Genomic DNA, 16,165 nt, shown 5'->3' on the forward strand with positions numbered 1-16,165 from the left:
CTGCCGGTGGATACGGGTGGTTCGGCGTGGTCGACTCCTGGGACGGAACGGCTCGCCACCCGAGCCTGGGTGGCGAGCCCCGAAGTCCGAAGCCCGATCAGACGGTCGTCCACCAGAGCGTCGTGTCCCCCGGCAGTTTCGCCTCGTCCTCGCCCACGGTCACCTCGCCGCTGGCGACCAGGACGCGGCCGTACGCCGGGATCGTGACCGCCTCGCCCGTCGTGTTCGCGACGCACACGAAGTCGCCCCGGCGGAAGGCCAGGACACCGGCGGGCGCCTTCAGCCACTCGACCGAGTCGCCCGCGCCGAGGCCCGGCTCCGCGCGGCGGACGGACAGGGCGGTGCGGTACAGCTCCAGGGTCGAGTCCGCCGCGCCCGTCTGGGCCTCGATGCTCAGGTCGCCCCACCCGGAAGGCTGCGGCAGCCAGGAGCCGCCCCCGCCGAAGCCGTACGACGGGCCGGACCGGGTCCACGGGATCGGGACGCGGCAGCCGTCCCGGAAGCCGTCCTGGCCGGCGCCCCGGAAGTACGCCGGGTCCTGGCGGACCTCGTCCGGGAGGTCGACGACGTCGGGGAGGCCCAGTTCCTCGCCCTGGTAGACGTAGGCCGAGCCCGGGAGCGCCAGCATCAGGAGGGAGGCGGCCCGGGCGCGACGCAGGCCCAGTTCGCGGTCGCCCGCCAGGCGGATCTGCGTGCCCAGGCCCGGTTCGTTCGCGAAGCGGGTCGCGTGGCGGGTCACGTCGTGGTTCGACAGGACCCAGGTGGCGGGCGCGTTCACCGGGCGCATCGCGTCCAGGGTGCGGTCGATGACGACCTTCAGCTCGGCCGCGTCCCAGTCCGTGCCCAGGTACTGGAAGTTGAAGGCCTGGTGCAGCTCGTCCGGGCGGACGTAGTTCGCGGTGCGTTCGACCGTCGGGGTCCACGCCTCCGCCACGAAGATGCGCTCCCCCGCGTACTCGTCAAGGACCAGGCGCCACTCGCGGTAGATCGCGTGGACGCCGTCCTGGTCGAAGAACGGCATGACATCGTTGCCCAGCAGTTTCAGCTGGTCGTGGGCGCCGAGGTCCGGGAGGCCGTCCGCCTTGACCAGGCCGTGGGCCACGTCGATACGGAAGCCGTCCACGCCCATGTCGAGCCAGAAGCGCAGCACGGAGCGGAACTCGTCGCCGACCGCCGGGTGGTCCCAGTTGAAGTCGGGCTGTTCCGGGGCGAACAGGTGCAGGTACCAGGCGCCCGGGGTGCCGTCCGGCTCCGTCACCCGTGTCCAGGCCGGGCCGCCGAAGATGGACTCCCAGTCGTTCGGCGGGAGTTCACCGGACGCGCCCTTGCCCTCGCGGAAGTGGTAGCGGTCGCGCAGCGGGGAGCCCGGGCCCTCCGCCACCGCCCGCCTGAACCACTCGTGCTGGTCGGAGGAGTGGTTCGGGACCAGGTCGACGATGATGCGCAGGCCCAGGTCGTGGGCGTCGCGGATCAGGGCGTCCGCGTCCAGCAACGACCCGAACATCGGGTCCACCGCGCGGTAGTCGGCGACGTCGTATCCGGCGTCGGCCTGGGGCGAGGCGTAGAAGGGGCTGAGCCATACGGCGTCGATGCCGAGGTCGCGCAGGTACGGAAGTCGGGAACGTACGCCCTCCAGGTCGCCCATGCCGTCGCCGTTGCTGTCGGCGAAGCTGCGCGGATAGACCTGGTAGATCACCGCGTCGCGCCACCAGTCGCGGCGGGAGGCGACGGTGGCGAGCGCGGAGTTGTCGGCCGGGTCGGCAGAGGAGTGCTGGCTCATGACGTCCTTGGTACGTAAAGGAGTTCGGGACATGTGTCGAGGCGTCGGTGTGTCGGTCGGTGTATCGGTCGGTTGACGAGGCGGCCGCGGTGACAGCGGGGTCGGATGGTCACCGCGGCCGCCAAGTGGTCCCGTACGACGAGGCGTACGGGAGTCTGTTCCGACGAAGGGCCTCAGCCCTTCGTGCCGCCGGCCGTCAGCCCGGTCACCAGGTTCTTCTGCACGAGGTAGAAGAACGCGGAGACGGGGATCGCGACCAGTACCGCGGTGGCGGCCATCAGGTTGCGCTGGGCGTCGTGTTCGCTGACGAAGCTCTGCAGGCCGACGGCGAAGGTGTACTTCGTGTCGGACAGCATGAACGTCGAGGCGAAGGCGACCTCCCCGAACGCGGTGATGAAGCTGTAGAACGCGGCGACCGCGAGGCCCGGCTTGGCGAGCGGCAGGATCAGCCGTGCGAACGTGCCGAAGGGGCTCAGCCCGTCGACGCGTCCCGCCTCGTCGATCTCGAAGGGGATCGTGTCGAAGTAGCCCTTGAGCAGCCAGGCGCAGTACGGCACGGCCGTCGAGCAGTAGACGAGGACGAGTCCGAGGTAGCTGTCGATGAGTTTCAGTTCCGACAGGATCTCGTACATCGGCACCATCAGTACGGCCACCGGGAACATCTGCGTGACCAGGAGCACCCACATGAACTTCCGGTAGCCCGGAAAACGCATGCGGGAGACCGCGTAGCCGGTGGTCGCCGCGATCAGCACCCCGATGACGGTGGTGCCGAGCGAGACGACGAGGGTGCTGACCAGCCAGTCGAAGAACGGTGTCTCCTGGAGCACGTACGAGTAGTTGGCAAATGTCATCTTGCCGAAGATGCGCCCTGGATGCAGGTAATCGTCCTTGTCCGGGCCGAGGGACAGGAACAGCAGCCAGGCGATCGGGAACAGCGCGGCCAGGCTCGCCACGACGAGGATCGCGTGGGAGGCGAGGGAGCCGGCGAGGCTGTTCTCGCCGCGTCGGCGCGTGTTGCGGGGCGCGGCGGTCCGCGTGGCCGGCCGGTCTTCCCCAGCCGTGGTCTTGAGGGTCGTGGTGCTCATGGGGGCTCCTGCCTCAGATCGCGAGCTGCTGCTCATCGCGGTTCAGCCAGCGGCGGTAGACGGAGGTGAAGACGATCAGGATGGCCAGCAGCAGGATGCCGTAGGCCGCCGACTGCGCGAAGTCACGCGGCTGCTGCCCGAACCCGAGGTAGTACGCCCAGGTCACGAGGATCTGCGCCTCGGGCGCGGTGTCGCCGAACAACAGGAAGATGACGGCGAACTGGTTGAACGTCCAGATGACGCCGAGGAGTACGACGGTGGAGCTGACGGACCTCAGGCCCGGCAGGGTGACGTAGCGGAAGCGCTGCCAGGCGCTCGCGCCGTCCATCTCGGCGGCCTCGTACAGGGACGTGTCGATGGACTGCAGTCCGCCGAGCAGCGAGACCATCATGAACGGCACACCGCACCACGTGTTGACCATGATCGCGGCGAACCGCTGCCAGAAGGTGTCCTCCAGCCACAGCGGGGCCGGCAGGTGCAGCGCTTCGAGGGCGGCGTTGATGACACCGCCGTCGGCGAGCATGAACCGCCAGCCGAAGACGGTGACGAAGGTGGGCACGGCCCACGGCAGGACCAGGATCAGCCGGTAGAAGGTGCGGCCGCGCAGCTTCTGGTTGAGCAACAGCGCGAGGCCGAGGCCGATGACGTAGTGCAGGGCGACGCAGAGGGCCGTCCAGGCGATCGTCCAGACGAAGTGCGACCAGAAGCGGTCGTACGAGGTCGGGCCCCACAAGATGTCGGCGTAGTTGTCGAAGCCGATGAACTCGTAGGTGGCCTCGATGTGGTTGACGCCGATCGTGCGCGCCGAGTTCAGGCTGTTGGCGTTGGTGAGCGTGAGGTAGAAGCCGCGCGCCAGCGGATACAGCACCAGGACGCCGAGCACGACGACCACCGGGGCGATCATCGCGTACGCGTACCAGTACCGCTGGTACGACTGCCTCAGGCGGGTCAGCCGGCCCGGGCGCCCGCCCGGTTCACCTCGGCGCTTGCCGGTCGCTCGGTCGATGGCGACTGTCATCGTTCGACACCTTCTGGAAGATCAGGGGCTGGGCTGGGGACAGGCCGGTGACCGCCGCATCCGTCCCCGGCGGAAGCGGGGGAGGACGCGGCGGCCACGCGGGGTCACTTGCTGAAGTCCGGGACCAGCTTGGCGATCGCGGTCTCCGCGTTGCCCAGGCCCTTGTCGAGGGACTCCTTGCCGCCGGCGATCGCGAGCAGCTCGGTGTCGAGCGGGCCCCACAGGGAGCTGTACTCGGGCAGCTCCGGGCGCGGCTGGGCCGCGGCGAGGACGGTCTGGTAGCCGGCGATGCCCGGGTCGGCCTTGACCTCGGTGGTGTAGGCGTCGTCACGCGTGGGCAGCGTGGAGTTCTTCAGGGCGATGGTCTCCTGGGACTTCGCCGAGGTCATGAAGTTGATGAACTTCAGCGACGCCTCCTGCTTCGCCTTGTCCGAGCCGGCGTAGACCGACAGGTTGTGACCGCCGGTCGGGGCGCCCGCCTTGCCGGAGGTGCCGGCCGGGACGGTGGCGATGCCGAGGTTGGCCTTGTCCTTGAAGGCCTCGCCCTTGTAGAAGTTCGTGATCTCCCACGGACCCTGGATGATCGAGGCGACCTTGCCGTTGACGAAGGCGTCCTGGATGTGGGCGTAGGCGTCGGCGGTGGTGTCCGCCTTGTGCAGGCCCTTGCCGTCGAAGAGGTCCAGCCAGGTGCCGTACGCCTTCTTGGCCTCGGCGGAGTTGACCGTGATCTTCTTGGCGGCGACGTCGACGGTGTCGGTGCCGTCGCCGTAGAGGAAGGACTGGGCGTAGTAGGCCTGGGTGGAGCCCCAGTAGCCGTCGACGCCCGTCTTGTCCTTGACGGTGGCGGCGGCCTTCTTCAGGTCGTCCCAGGTCTTGGGGGCCTCGGTGATGCCGGCCTTCTCGAAGAGGGCCCTGTTGTAGACCAGCGCGAGGGTGTCGGTGACGAACGGGACGCCGTAGGTCTTGCCGTCGTACTGGGCCTGCTTGATCAGGCTGGGCTGGAACTTGTCCTGGTCCTTGAGGGCGTCCGTGCCGTCCAGCGGCAGGAAGAAGCCCTTCTTGGCGAAGGCGGGCGTCCAGCCGACCTCGGAGCGCAGGATGTCCGGGGCGCCCGTGGCTCCGGCGGCGGTGTCGAACTTGTTCTGCGCCTGGTCGAAGGGCACGTTGACGTACTTGACCTTGATGTCCTTGTTGGCGGCCTCGAACTCCTCGACCAAGGCCTTGTACGTCGGTGCCTCATTGGTGGCGTTGGACGTGTCCCACCAGGTGATGGTGACCGGACCGTCGGCCGAGTCGCCGCTGTCGCTTCCGCCGCAGGCCGTCGCCGTGAGGGCGATCGACGCCACCAGCGCGGTGGCCGCTATGCCACGCCGCATGAGATCTCCTTGAGGGTGAAAGCCCGTGTGCTTGGGGCCGGCCAGGGCCCCTGGGAGGGCCCCGTCCGCCGCTCCCGCTGCCGGGGGCGTCGTTGCCGCCGCCGGGCGTGGCCGAACGTAACAGCGATGTAAGCCGGACGAAAGACCTTGCTGCAAAAAAATGCAAGAACCGGTGATGGTTACGCCGCCGTGACCTGCCCTCGACCACCCCGAAACCCAGTATCCAGGCCGCTCAGCGAGCATGGTGGCGACCATGAAAGACTCTGCAAGCCCTTGCCACGACGCGCGCGTACGGCAATCATCACTCCGTCAGCGCCTTGCGGAAGTCACCCCCTGTCCGCGCACGGGCGCCCCCACGGACACCGACCAGAATCACGAGGGACCGCGATGACGCAGCAGCCCGCAGCGGGCCGCACCCCCGCCCGCACCCGGCGCCGGGCCGGTGGGCAAGCGCAGGCCCGGCCGGTACAGTCCAGTGCTGTGACCACACGGCTTGCCGACATCGCAGCCCAGGCGGGGGTCAGCGAGGCGACTGTCAGCCGCGTCCTGAACGGGAAGCCGGGCGTCGCCGCCACCACTCGCCAGTCCGTTCTGGCCGCCCTCGACGTGCTGGGCTACGAGCGGCCCGTACGGCTGCGTCAGCGCAGCGCGGGCCTGGTGGGCCTGATAACCCCGGAGCTGGAGAACCCCATATTCCCGGCCCTGGCCCAGGTCATCGGCCAGGCGCTGACCCGGCAGGGCTACACCCCGGTCCTCGCCACCCAGACCCCCGGCGGTTCGACGGAGGACGAGCTGACCGAGATGCTCGTCGACCGCGGCGTCGCCGGCATCATCTTCGTCTCCGGTCTGCACGCCGACACCTCGGCCGACATGCAGCGCTACGAACAACTGCGCGCCCAGGGCGTGCCGTTCGTCCTGGTGGACGGTTTCTCGCCGAAGGTGCAGGCGCCCTTCATCTCGCCGGACGACCGGGCGGCGATGTCCCTCGCGGTGACGCATCTGGTGTCCCTCGGGCACACACGGATAGGTCTGGCCCTGGGCCCCAAGCGCTTCGTCCCGGTCCAGCGCAAGATCGAGGGTTTCGTCCGTACGATGCAGGACCAGTTGGGTCTGGCGGCCGCGACCGTCGAGTCCGAGTTCGTCCAGCACTCCCTGTACACCCTGGAGGGCGGCCAGGCGGCGGCCCTGGCGCTCATCGACCGGGACTGCACGGCGGTGGTGTGCGCGAGCGACATGATGGCGCTGGGCGCGATCCGGGCGGCCAGGCAGCGGGGCCTCCAGGTGCCGCAGGACGTCTCGGTCGTCGGTTTCGACGACTCCCCGCTGATCGCGTTCACCGATCCCCCTCTGACGACGATCCGCAAGCCGGTCCCGGCGATGGGGCAGGCCGCGGTGCGGACGCTGCTGGAGGAGATCGGCGGGACTCCGGCACCCCACAGTGAGTTCGTGTTCATGCCGGAACTGGTGGTGCGGGGTTCCACCGCTTCGGCTCCTGGGGACCGGAGTCGTACCTAAGACGGAGAAGGCGGGGAGCGATGCAATACGTGCGTAGGAGATGTCTGTCCGCCGTACCCCGACAGAGGTGCGTGATGAACCCGACCAGAGGATGATCGGTGGGGTACCGCTTTTCTGGCAGACTCTGTGCCCATGGGTGACTCGACCGTGACGACACTGGAGGAAGGCCGGGAGCAGGCCGCTCCGCGGTCCGTCACGGGCGCGCCGGGGCAGGGGTTCCTGCACCGGCTGAGAGTTCCGCGTCGCCCTCGTATCTGGTTCGAGATCCTGCTGATCGCGGTGAGTTACTGGACGTACTCCCTGATCCGCAACGCGGTGCCCGAGCAGAAGACGCAGGCGCTCGCCAACGCCGACTGGATCTGGAAGGTGGAGCACCACCTCGGGATCGCGGTCGAGGAGACGGTCAATCACTCCGTGAACTCGGTGACGTGGCTGATCGTCGGCATGAACTACTACTACGCGACTCTGCACTTCGTCGTCACGCTCGGTGTTCTCGTGTGGCTCTACCGTAGTCATCCGGGTCGTTACGCGGCGACGCGTCTGGTGCTCTTCGCCACCACCGCGGTGGCCCTGGTCGGCTACTACTTCTATCCGCTGGCCCCGCCCCGTCTGATGCCCAACGAGAACTTCATCGACACGGTGGTCGTGCACCAGACCTGGGGCTCGATGGCCTCCGGCGACCTGAAGAACATGTCGAACCAGTACGCCGCGATGCCGTCCATGCACATCGGCTGGTCGCTGTGGTGCGGGTTGACGATCTTCGCGCTGGCCTCGGTGCCGTGGGTGCGGGTGCTGGGCCTGCTCTACCCCACGCTGACGCTCGTCGTGATCGTCGCCACCGCCAACCACTTCTGGCTGGACGCGGTGGGCGGCATGCTGTGCCTCGCGTTCGGCTTCGGCGTGGCCCGGGTCTGGTACGGGGCGCTGCCGTACGCGCTGCCCCGCCAGGTGGCGGGACGTGCCGGGGAGACGGAGTTGGCGCCGGTCAGGGCGTAGCCGCACGGCCGGGTTCCGCCTGTCGCGGGCCCGAGGCGTGGGCGGCGTCCCGCAGCGCCCGTACGAAGGTTGTCAGGGCGGGCTGCGCCGGAGCCGTCTCGCGTACGGCCACGTGGATGGAGCGCCGGGGTTCCGGGCCGACGAGGCGGCGTACGACGACATCCGGGTGCGGGCTGCCCAGGCCGAGCCGGGGGATGAGGCCGACGCCCAGTCCGGCGGCGACGAAGCCCTGCGCGGTCGTGTAGTCCTCGCTCTCGACGACGAACCGGGGCCTGAATCCGGCCGCGGCGCACGCGTCCAGCTCGGCGTCCAGGCAGGGTCCCGGCGACTCGCTGCCGACCCACGGCTCGTCGGCGAGGTCGGACAGTGCGAGGGCGGGCCGGTCGGCGAGGGGGTGCGCGGCGGGCAGGACGGCGAAGTAGGTGTCGTCGAGCAGGTGCAGCAGACGTATGCCCTCGGGGTCGGCCCCGCGCGGCAGTACGACGATCGCGAGGTCGGCCCGGCCCTCCTTGACGGCCGGGAGCGGGTCGTCGGGGTCGATGAGCTTCAGCTCGACCTGGACGCCGGGGTGCTCGGCGCGCAGCCGGGCGACGGCGGGGGCCACCAGGGAGGCACCCACCGTGGCGAAGTACCGCACGGCGAGCCGTCCCGTGCGCCCCTCCCGCAGATCGGCCAGCGCGGTCTCCGCCTCCGCGACCTGCCGGCCGATCGTGCCGGCGTACTCCGTGAGCAGCAGCCCGGCCGCCGTGGGCCGCACCCCGCGCCCGACCCGCTCCAGCAGCGCGATCCCGGCCTCCTTCTCCAGGGCCGCGACCTGCTGGCTGATCGCGGAGGGCGTGTAGCCGAGCGTGGTCGCGGCCGCCGTCACCGAGCCGCTGGTCACCACGGTCCTGAGCACCTGCATCCGACGCACATCAAGCATGTAGACCAGCTTAAAGGTATGTGTATGATTCTTCGCTTGTCCTTATGTGTCCTGGTGCCCGACCGTGGAGCACATGCCTCTCGCGTCCACGCTCCGCATGGCCCTGCTCGCCCTGCTCTGGGGCTCCGGCTTCCTCTGGATCAAGCTCGCCCTCAACCACGGCCTGTCCCCGCTGCAGATCACCGTCACACGCTGCGCGCTGGGCGCGGGGGTCCTGCTGGCCATGGCCCTCGCCGCCCGTCAGCGCCTGCCGCGCGACCGGCGGACCTGGGGCCATCTGCTGGTGGCTGCCTTCTTCTGCAACGCCCTGCCCTTCGCCCTGTTCGGCATCGGCGAGCAGACCGTCGACTCGGGCACGGCGGGCGTCCTCAACGCGACGACACCCCTGTGGGCCCTGCTCCTCGGTCTCCTCCTCGGCACCGACCGCCCCCTCTCCCCCGCCCGCCTCACCGGCCTGCTGCTCGGGTTCGCCGGAGTCCTGCTGATCTTCGCGCCCTGGCAGCGGGCGGGGCTGATGACCGGGGGTGCGCTCGCCCTGCTCGGGGCGGCCGTCAGCTATGCGGTGGCCTTCGCGTACATGGGCCGCCATCTGATGAGCCGCGACGCCCCGCTGGCGGTGTCCGCCGCGCAACTCCTCACGGCGACGGGGTGGGCAGGGCTGGCGCTGCCCGCCGGGAGCTCCGTCGCGGCCGGGGTGGACCTGACCGCCCTGGCCGCGGTGACCGTCCTGGGGATCTTCGGAACAGGGATCACCTTCTACCTCCACTACCGCCTGATCGCGGACGAGGGGGCGACGAACGCGGCGACGGTCGGCTATCTGCTCCCGGTGGTGTCGATCGCGTTGGGCGCGCTGTTCCTCGACGAGAGGGTGGGGCCGCGGGTGATCGCGGGGATGGTGGTGGTTCTGGCGGGGGTGGCGCTGACGCGGCCGCGCAAGGGGCCGGCGGGGGCGGGGGTTGAAGCGACTGCGGGTCCGGCTGCGACCGCGGGTCCGGCTGCCGCCACTGCCGCCGCAGCTACTGCTACCGCAGGCGGTCGGCCAGGCCCGCGGCGGTGAAGGCGGCGTCCAGTTCGTCGCGGCCCTCGGTGAAGTGGCCCCAGCTGTCGAGGTGGACGGGGACGGCACGGCGCGCGCCGAGGCCGGCGGCGGTTTCGGCGGCCTGGGCGCTGTCGAGGACGAGCAGCGCGTCGTCGAAGATGTGGCCGCGGGGCGCGCCCGCGAAGAGGACCGCCGTGACCACCGGGCCGAACCGCTCGGCGATCTCCTTGACCAGGCGGCGGGGCGGAGCAGTACCCCGCGCTCGACTTCGCCAACAGTGCGCTCGCCCTGCCCGAGGCCACTTCCTTGACCTTCTCGGGACGCCGGTGACAGCCGACCGGTGGCTCACCGCACACGACCTCGCCCCCGTGGACGCCGGGACGCGGGAGATGTGCGCAGCGCGGTTGCGGTCACTGCGCGAACAGATCCGGGCGTTACTGGCGGCCCGGGGGGACGGTCGGCCCGCGCCGCCGAGCGCCCTGGCCGCCGTGAACGACGCGCTGCCCCGGGCCCCCGCGGCCGCACTCCTGCGCTGGGAGCCGGGGCGCGGGATGTACCGGGCGGCCTCCCACCCCACCACGCAACTCGTCGACCACACCCTCGCGGTCCTCGCCGCGAACGCCGCCGACCTGCTGACCGGCCCCGACGCCGGCCGGCTCACCGCCTGCGGCTCCAGCCCCTGCAACCGCCACCTCCTGCGCCACGGCCGCCGCCACTGGTGCTCGACCCGCTGCGGCGACCGGGCACGGGCGGCACGCGCGTATGCGCGGCGGACCGGGCAGGAGCAGGGGTGACCGGGCGCGACGGAGACCCGGGGGGCGTGGCCGGGGGTCTCACCCCCCGTAGAACAACTCCTCCACCACACCCCGAGCACGCCGTGTGATCCGGCGGTAGTCGTCGAGCATGTCGCCCACATGTCCCGGGCCGTACCCCAAGTACCGCCCCACGGCGGCGAGTTCCCGGCCGTCGGACGGGAACGTGTCGCCGGCCCGGCCCCGTACGAGCATCACGGCGTTGCGTACGCGGGTGGCCAGCACCCAGGCCTCGTCGAGTACGGCCGCGTCCTCGGCGCTCACCAGGTCGGCCGCGCGGGCCGCGGCCAGGGCCTCGCGGGTGCGGGTCGTGCGCAGGCCCGACTCGCTGTGCCCGTGCCGGAGCTGGAAGAGCTGGACGGTCCATTCCACGTCGGACAGGCCGCCGCGGCCGAGCTTGGTGTGGAGCGTCGGGTCGGCGCCGCGCGGCATCCGCTCCGACTCCATACGGGCCTTCAGGCGCCGGATCTCGCGTACGGCGTCGTCGCCGAGTCCGTCCGCCGGATAGCGCAGCGGATCGATGAGGTCGATGAAGCGGCGGCCCAGTTCCTCGTCACCGGCGACGGGTTCGGCGCGCAGCAGCGCCTGCGACTCCCAGCCCAGCGACCAGCGGCGGTAGTAGGCCTCGTACGACTTCAACGTCCGCACGACGGGGCCGGACTTGCCCTCGGGGCGGAGGTCCGCGTCGATGAGGAGGGGCGGGTCGGCGCTCGGGATCTGCAGCAGGCGCCGCATCTCGGCGACGACCGCGTTCGCGGCGCGGGCCGCCTCCTGCTCGTCGGTGCCCTCCCTCGGCTCGTGGACGAACAGTACGTCGGCGTCGGAGCCGTAGCCCAGTTCGTGGCCTCCGAAGCGGCCCATGCCGATGACGGCGAAGCGGGTGGGGAGGGTGTCGCCCCAGCGGTCGCGGACCACGGCCCGCAGGGTGCCGGCGAGGGTCGCGGCCGTGAGGTCGGAGACCGCGCCACCGACGAGGTCGACAAGGGCGCCCTGGTCGGCGGTTGCCGGGGACGCCTCGGTGCCGTAGGAACCCACGATGTCCATGGCGGCCGTACGGAACAGCTCGCGGCGGCGGACGCCGCGCGCCGCCGTGACGCCCTGTTGGGCGCCGTCGGCGCGGCCGACGGCGGCGAGGATCTCCTGTTCCAGGTGGGCGCGTACGCGGGGTTCGAGCCCGCCGGCGCCACCCGCGACACCGTCCCCGTCACCGAGGAGGGAGACGGCCTCGGGGGCGCGCATGAGGAGGTCGGGGGCGAGACGGCCGGCGGAGAGCACGCGCGCCAGGTTCTCCGCGGCCGCCCCCTCGTCGCGCAACAGCCTCAGATACCACGGGGTTCTGCCGAGGGCGTCCGAGACCTTGCGGAAGTTGAGGAGCCCGGCGTCCGGGTCGGCCGAGTCCGCGAACCAGCCCAACAGGACCGGCAGCAGCGTGCGTTGGATGGCCGCCTTGCGGGAGACGCCGGAGGCCAGTGCCTCCAGGTGACGGAGGGCGGCGGCCGGGTCGGCGTAGCCGAGGGCGACGAGGCGTTCGCGGGCCGCGTCGGCGCTCAGCCGGGTCTCGCCGGGGGCTAGTTGGGCGACGGCGTCGAGGAGCGGACGGTAGAAGAGCTTCTCGTGCAGTCGGCGTACGACGGCCGCATGGCGCCGCCACTCGCGGTTCAGCTCGGCGACCGGATCGGTGCGCAGGCCGAGCGAGCGGCCGAGGCGCCGCAGGTCGTCGTCGTCCTCGGGGACGAGGTGGGTGCGGCGCAGGCGGTAGAGCTGGATGCGGTGTTCCATGGACCGCAGGAAGCGGTACGCGGCGTCGAGTTGGGCCGCGTCCGACCGCCCCACGTACCCGCCGGCGGCCAGCGCGCCGAGCGCGTCGAGCGTGGTCCCGCTGCGCAGCGAGGTGTCGCCGCGCCCGTGCACGAGCTGAAGCAACTGCACGGCGAACTCGACGTCCCTCAACCCGCCCGGTCCGAGCTTGAGTTGACGGTCGATCTCGGCGGCCGGGATGGTCTCGACGACCCGGCGGCGCATGCGCTGCACGTCGGCGACGAAGTTCTCCCGCTCGGCCGCCTTCCAGACCAGCGGTTCGAGCGCGGAGACGTACTCCTCGCCGAGGCCGAGGTCCCCCGCCACCGGCCGGGCCTTCAGCAGCGCCTGGAACTCCCAGGTCTTGGCCCACCGTTGGTAGTACGCGAGATGACTGCTCAGCGTGCGCACGAGCGGTCCGTTGCGCCCCTCCGGCCGCAGATTCGCGTCGACGGGCCAGATGCTGCCCTCGACGGTCGTCTCGGAGCAGATCCGCATCATGTGCGAGGCGAGCCGGGTGGCCGCCCGGATCGCCTTCTGCTCGTCGGCCCCGTCCGCGGTCTCCCCGACGAAGATGACGTCGACGTCGGAGACGTAGTTCAGCTCGTGGCCGCCGCACTTGCCCATCGCGATCACCGCGAGCCGGCACAGCGCCGCGTCCTCCGGCGCAGCGGCGCGGGCGATCGCGAGGGCGGCGCGCAGCGTGGCGGTGGCGAGGTCGGCGAGTTCGGCGGCGGTCTGGGCGAGGTCCGTCGTACCGCAGACGTCACGGGCGGCGATGGAGAGCAGACAGCGGCGGTAGGCGACCCGCAGCGAGACCGGGTCGGTGGCCTCCGCGAGCCCCTGTTCGAACTCCTCGACGCCCGGATGCAGGTCCTGCGCCTCGTACGTCACGAGCGCCTGCCAGTCCTGCGCGTGCCGGGCCAGATGGTCGCCGAGCGCGGCGGACGCGCCGAGCACCCCCAACAGACGGTCCCGCAGCGGCTTCGCCGCTATCAGCGTGTCCAGCACCGACCGCCGCGCCGTACGGTCCGGCTGCGCCTCCAGCAGTCGTACGAGACCCAGCAGTGCGAGGTTGGGGTCGGCGGTCGCCCCCAGCGCGTCCAGCAGCACCGGGTCGTTCCGTACGGCCGACAGCTCCCCGCTCTCCAGCAGCCGCTCGGCGGCGCTGGGATCGGTGAAACCGTGCCGCAGCAGTCGCGAGAACGTGGTGCTCCTGCGCCCCGGCGCCGTCATCCAGGCCTCCCGTCGGATCAAGCCCGCTCGTCCGCTCACCCGATCGCCGGACTCCATCGATCAAGGTCGTACGGGCTTGAGCCTAACCGGAGAGCCTGGGAGAAGCGCCGGTCGGCGGGGTTCCGGGTTCGGTGGCGACGAGAAGTTCCACGCAGCCCCGGCCGGGGCTGCCCACCGGTGCCGCTGTCCCGACGGGGCCACTTTCGCCATGTCCACGGCTACTCTGCCGAGGTGGATGACGAGAAGGACGGCGGGAACGGCTCGATACGGCGTCGTTCGTGAGGGACGGTGCTGTCGTCGGAGGCGGTGGTGACCACTGCCCTGCTGGAACTCGCCGGTCTCGCCGCCTATGGAGTCGTCACGCTGGTGGGGTGGCTGTTCGGGTCGCCGCCCAACCTCCATCTCGCCGCGTTCACCGCGACCATCGCCGCGTCCAGGCCCGCGATCGAGCTGTACCGCGAGGGGCGCCCGCCACGTCGGCTCGCCGTCGTCGCCGCCCTGCTGGCGCTGGCGGCGTTGAGCCTGCTCGGGGCCGCGGCGACGAACTGGGCCCTGCCCCCGGCGGCCGACCCGGGCATCGGTCTCCTGGTCGGCTATCTCGTCGCGATGCCTGCCGGTGTGGCTGTGCTGGCTCGGTTTCTCGGGGTGGAGGAGCCCGCGTGACGTCGAAGTGCGGAGCACGCCGACGAACGGTGGGATGAGTTTCGGCGCTCTGTGGAGTCTGCCCTTCGACATCCTTGACAGGTACCGGTGCCGGCTCGACAGGTACCGGTGACAGGAAGAGACACCCCATGTCCGACACCAGCACACCGCAGACCCGGCTCGACCCCCGCTACAGCGACCCGGACGCCGCCGCGATCCCCTGGTCGCAGGCCGAGGCGCGGCTGTCCGGCGCCGAGTTGTTCTGGATCTCGACGGTACGGCCGGACGGGCGGCCGCATGTGACTCCGTTGCCCGCGGTGTGGTCGCAGGGGGCGTTGCACTTCTGCACGGGGCCCAAGGAGCGGAAGGCCAGGAACCTCGCGCAGAACCCGCACGTCGTGCTGACGACCGGCACGAACACCTGGGACGAGGGCTACGACCTGGTGGTGGAGGGCGAGGCCGTACGCGTGGCGCGGGACGACCGGCTGCGGGAGCTGGCCGTCGCGTGGGAGGCGAAGTACGGCAGTTTCTGGCACTTCGAGGTGCGGGAGGGGTGTTTTCAGCACGGCGCGGGACGGGCTTTCGTCTTCTCGGTGGCGCCCGGCACGGTTTTCGGCTTCGGTAAGGGGGAGCCGTTCAGCCAGACGCGGTGGCGGTTCGGCTGATGTGAAGGCTCGCGCAAGGAACCGGCACGAAGGATGTGCACGGGCACTCCCGTCAACGGCGACTTGGAGGACCAAAGGATGCAGTACACGCTCGAAGTGATTCCGCTGCCCGTGAGCGACATCGACCGGGCCCGGGACTTCTACCGGGACAAGGTCGGTTTCCATGTCGACATCGACCAGGAGGTCATGCCGGGCATGCGGATCGTCCAGCTGACTCCCCCGGGCTCCGGCTGTTCCATCGCCCTCGGCGACGCCATCTGGGACATGGCCCAGGGCCCCAAGCCAGCCCCCGGCGCGTATCAGGGCCTCCAGCTCTGTGTCGCCGACATCAAGGCCGCCCACGCCGAACTCCTCGAACGGGGCCTCGACGTGTCCGAACCCATCCAGTACGCCCCCGACGACGGCGCCACCTTCATGTACTTCAAGGACCCGGACGGCAACGGGTGGGCGATCCAGGAGTACCGGCGCAGGGTCACGGAGCCGCTGCACCAGGTGCTGGCGGGCCTGGCGCAGCAGTAGGCAGCCGGCCTGGCGCACCCGTCGTGGCGGACCGCCGGGGGCCGGCGGCGGTCCGCGGCGGTCCGCGGCGGTCTGCGGCGGTCTGCGGCGCACCGTGTCCGCCTGCGGTTCTGGCTCCACCGGCGAATATTGGCTCGCGGCCCCCGCGATGCGGCTGGCAGGGTGCCGCGCATGGCGCCCCAGTATGAGATCCGTGCCGACTACGACGCCCGGACGATCGTCGTCTACCAGGCGTACGCACCCGCCGTCGCCGACGCGGCGCTGCGGGCCGGCCGCTTCGTCGAGCCGTTCTCGTTCCGTCGGATGACGTGGATCAAGCCGTCGTTCCTGTGGCTGATGCACCGCAGCAACTGGGCCCGCAAGCCCGGCCAGGAGCGGGTGCTCGCGGTGCGGATCACCCGGGAGGGCTGGGAGGAGGCGCTGTCCCGGGCCGTGCTGACGACGGCGGACCCGGCGGCCGTGGCGGGGGCGGCCGTCCATGTCCAGTGGGACCCGGAGCGCTCGCCGCGCGGGGCCGCGCTGAACCACTACAGCATCCAGGTCGGCATCGGCCGCCATCTGATCCGGACCTTCACCGACGAGTGGATCGTCGGTCTCACGGACCTCACCCCCCAGGTCCGCAAAGCCGCGACCCTGGTGCAGACCGGCCGGACCGACAAGGCCCAGCGTCTGCTGCCCCCGGAACGCGTCTACCCACTGCCCCCGGCGCTGGCCGGCCTTCGCACTCCGCGCTGAGCCGCCCACCGGGAGCGGCGGTCGCACG

General features: G+C 71.0%; 13 protein-coding genes and 2 pseudogenes. 8 read left to right on the forward strand and 7 right to left on the reverse strand.

What is annotated here, in order from left to right:
* Positions 1 to 97: 97 nt before the first annotated feature.
* From OG858_RS12855 to OG858_RS12870, 4 genes are all read right to left on the reverse strand, one after another.
* On the reverse strand, positions 98 to 1,780 hold the full coding sequence (locus OG858_RS12855; protein ID WP_179201200.1) for a glycoside hydrolase family 13 protein: 1,683 nt from the start codon (positions 1,778 to 1,780) through the stop codon (positions 98 to 100).
* Between the two features lie 173 nt (positions 1,781 to 1,953).
* The gene (locus tag OG858_RS12860; protein WP_086750171.1) at positions 1,954 to 2,865 is read right to left on the reverse strand and encodes a sugar ABC transporter permease; all 912 of its coding nucleotides are present in this window, start codon (positions 2,863 to 2,865) and stop codon (positions 1,954 to 1,956) included.
* A 13-nt stretch (positions 2,866 to 2,878) separates the two neighbouring features.
* Positions 2,879 to 3,883: a carbohydrate ABC transporter permease gene (locus OG858_RS12865; RefSeq protein WP_037693957.1), complete on the reverse strand. Its 1,005-nt coding sequence runs from the start codon at positions 3,881 to 3,883 to the stop codon at positions 2,879 to 2,881.
* Positions 3,884 to 3,987: 104 nt separating this feature from the next.
* Positions 3,988 to 5,259 carry an extracellular solute-binding protein gene (locus OG858_RS12870; protein WP_328544899.1) on the reverse strand — a complete coding sequence of 424 codons (1,272 nt, stop codon included), beginning with the start codon at positions 5,257 to 5,259 and terminating at the stop codon, positions 3,988 to 3,990.
* Positions 5,260 to 5,739: 480 nt separating this feature from the next.
* On the opposite strand from OG858_RS12870, the gene OG858_RS12875 reads away from it, so the two are divergent.
* Both OG858_RS12875 and OG858_RS12880 read left to right on the forward strand, forming a co-directional pair.
* A complete protein-coding gene (locus OG858_RS12875; RefSeq protein WP_037693963.1) occupies positions 5,740 to 6,774 on the forward strand; it encodes a LacI family DNA-binding transcriptional regulator in 1,035 nt (344 codons plus the stop codon).
* 132 nt (positions 6,775 to 6,906) lie between these two features.
* The gene (locus tag OG858_RS12880; protein ID WP_086750169.1) at positions 6,907 to 7,770 is read left to right on the forward strand and encodes a phosphatase PAP2 family protein; all 864 of its coding nucleotides are present in this window, start codon (positions 6,907 to 6,909) and stop codon (positions 7,768 to 7,770) included.
* Here OG858_RS12880 and OG858_RS12885 read toward each other — a convergent pair.
* Positions 7,760 to 8,692, reverse strand: coding sequence for a LysR family transcriptional regulator (locus OG858_RS12885; protein ID WP_086750168.1), 933 nt, complete (start codon positions 8,690 to 8,692; stop codon positions 7,760 to 7,762). The genes OG858_RS12880 and OG858_RS12885 overlap by 11 nt on opposite strands.
* Before the next feature lie 73 nt (positions 8,693 to 8,765).
* On the opposite strand from OG858_RS12885, the gene OG858_RS12890 reads away from it, so the two are divergent.
* Positions 8,766 to 9,749: a DMT family transporter gene (locus tag OG858_RS12890; RefSeq protein WP_327723904.1), complete on the forward strand. Its 984-nt coding sequence runs from the start codon at positions 8,766 to 8,768 to the stop codon at positions 9,747 to 9,749.
* On the opposite strand, the pseudogene OG858_RS12895 reads toward OG858_RS12890, so the two are convergent.
* Positions 9,715 to 9,966 (reverse strand): annotated as a pseudogene (locus tag OG858_RS12895) (MBL fold metallo-hydrolase); the annotation flags it as partial. The gene OG858_RS12890 and the pseudogene OG858_RS12895 sit on opposite strands and share 35 nt — an antisense overlap.
* On the opposite strand from OG858_RS12895, the pseudogene OG858_RS12900 reads away from it, so the two are divergent.
* Positions 9,963 to 10,525, forward strand: a pseudogene (locus OG858_RS12900) (CGNR zinc finger domain-containing protein); the annotation flags it as partial. The pseudogenes OG858_RS12895 and OG858_RS12900 sit on opposite strands and share 4 nt — an antisense overlap.
* A gap of 39 nt (positions 10,526 to 10,564) precedes the next feature.
* Here the strand turns inward: OG858_RS12900 and OG858_RS12905 are convergent.
* The gene (locus OG858_RS12905; RefSeq protein WP_319064604.1) at positions 10,565 to 13,576 is read right to left on the reverse strand and encodes a bifunctional [glutamine synthetase] adenylyltransferase/[glutamine synthetase]-adenylyl-L-tyrosine phosphorylase; all 3,012 of its coding nucleotides are present in this window, start codon (positions 13,574 to 13,576) and stop codon (positions 10,565 to 10,567) included.
* Between the two features lie 309 nt (positions 13,577 to 13,885).
* Here OG858_RS12905 and OG858_RS12910 point away from each other — a divergent pair, with 309 nt between their 5' ends.
* The 4 genes from OG858_RS12910 to OG858_RS12925 all read left to right on the forward strand — a co-directional run bounded on the left by OG858_RS12910 (position 13,886) and on the right by OG858_RS12925 (position 16,137).
* The gene (locus OG858_RS12910) at positions 13,886 to 14,239 is read left to right on the forward strand and encodes a hypothetical protein (protein ID WP_256960965.1); all 354 of its coding nucleotides are present in this window, start codon (positions 13,886 to 13,888) and stop codon (positions 14,237 to 14,239) included.
* A gap of 128 nt (positions 14,240 to 14,367) precedes the next feature.
* A complete protein-coding gene (locus OG858_RS12915) occupies positions 14,368 to 14,883 on the forward strand; it encodes a pyridoxamine 5'-phosphate oxidase family protein (protein ID WP_086753023.1) in 516 nt (171 codons plus the stop codon).
* Between the two features lie 78 nt (positions 14,884 to 14,961).
* A complete protein-coding gene (locus OG858_RS12920) occupies positions 14,962 to 15,402 on the forward strand; it encodes a VOC family protein (protein WP_086753036.1) in 441 nt (146 codons plus the stop codon).
* A 171-nt stretch (positions 15,403 to 15,573) separates the two neighbouring features.
* On the forward strand, positions 15,574 to 16,137 hold the full coding sequence (locus OG858_RS12925) for a DUF4291 domain-containing protein (protein WP_086753024.1): 564 nt from the start codon (positions 15,574 to 15,576) through the stop codon (positions 16,135 to 16,137).
* The last annotated feature ends 28 nt before the right edge of the window (positions 16,138 to 16,165 follow it).

Origin of the sequence: Streptomyces europaeiscabiei (assembly GCF_036346855.1) — a bacterium.
Classification (GTDB): Bacteria; Actinomycetota; Actinomycetes; order Streptomycetales; family Streptomycetaceae; genus Streptomyces; species Streptomyces europaeiscabiei.

Excerpts from the sequence above, each read along its gene's own strand:
- OG858_RS12855 (WP_179201200.1), bottom strand. The coding sequence starts at position 1,780 with ATGAGCCAGCACTCCTCTGCCGACCCGGCCGACAACTCCGCGCTCGCC.
- OG858_RS12860 (WP_086750171.1), bottom strand. The coding sequence starts at position 2,865 with ATGAGCACCACGACCCTCAAGACCACGGCTGGGGAAGACCGGCCGGCC.
- OG858_RS12865 (WP_037693957.1), bottom strand. The coding sequence starts at position 3,883 with ATGACAGTCGCCATCGACCGAGCGACCGGCAAGCGCCGAGGTGAACCG.
- OG858_RS12870 (WP_328544899.1), bottom strand. The coding sequence starts at position 5,259 with ATGCGGCGTGGCATAGCGGCCACCGCGCTGGTGGCGTCGATCGCCCTC.
- OG858_RS12880 (WP_086750169.1), top strand. The coding sequence starts at position 6,907 with ATGGGTGACTCGACCGTGACGACACTGGAGGAAGGCCGGGAGCAGGCC.
- OG858_RS12885 (WP_086750168.1), bottom strand. The coding sequence starts at position 8,692 with ATGCTTGATGTGCGTCGGATGCAGGTGCTCAGGACCGTGGTGACCAGC.
- OG858_RS12890 (WP_327723904.1), top strand. The coding sequence starts at position 8,766 with ATGCCTCTCGCGTCCACGCTCCGCATGGCCCTGCTCGCCCTGCTCTGG.
- OG858_RS12905 (WP_319064604.1), bottom strand. The coding sequence starts at position 13,576 with ATGACGGCGCCGGGGCGCAGGAGCACCACGTTCTCGCGACTGCTGCGG.
- OG858_RS12915 (WP_086753023.1), top strand. The coding sequence starts at position 14,368 with ATGTCCGACACCAGCACACCGCAGACCCGGCTCGACCCCCGCTACAGC.
- OG858_RS12920 (WP_086753036.1), top strand. The coding sequence starts at position 14,962 with ATGCAGTACACGCTCGAAGTGATTCCGCTGCCCGTGAGCGACATCGAC.
- OG858_RS12925 (WP_086753024.1), top strand. The coding sequence starts at position 15,574 with ATGGCGCCCCAGTATGAGATCCGTGCCGACTACGACGCCCGGACGATC.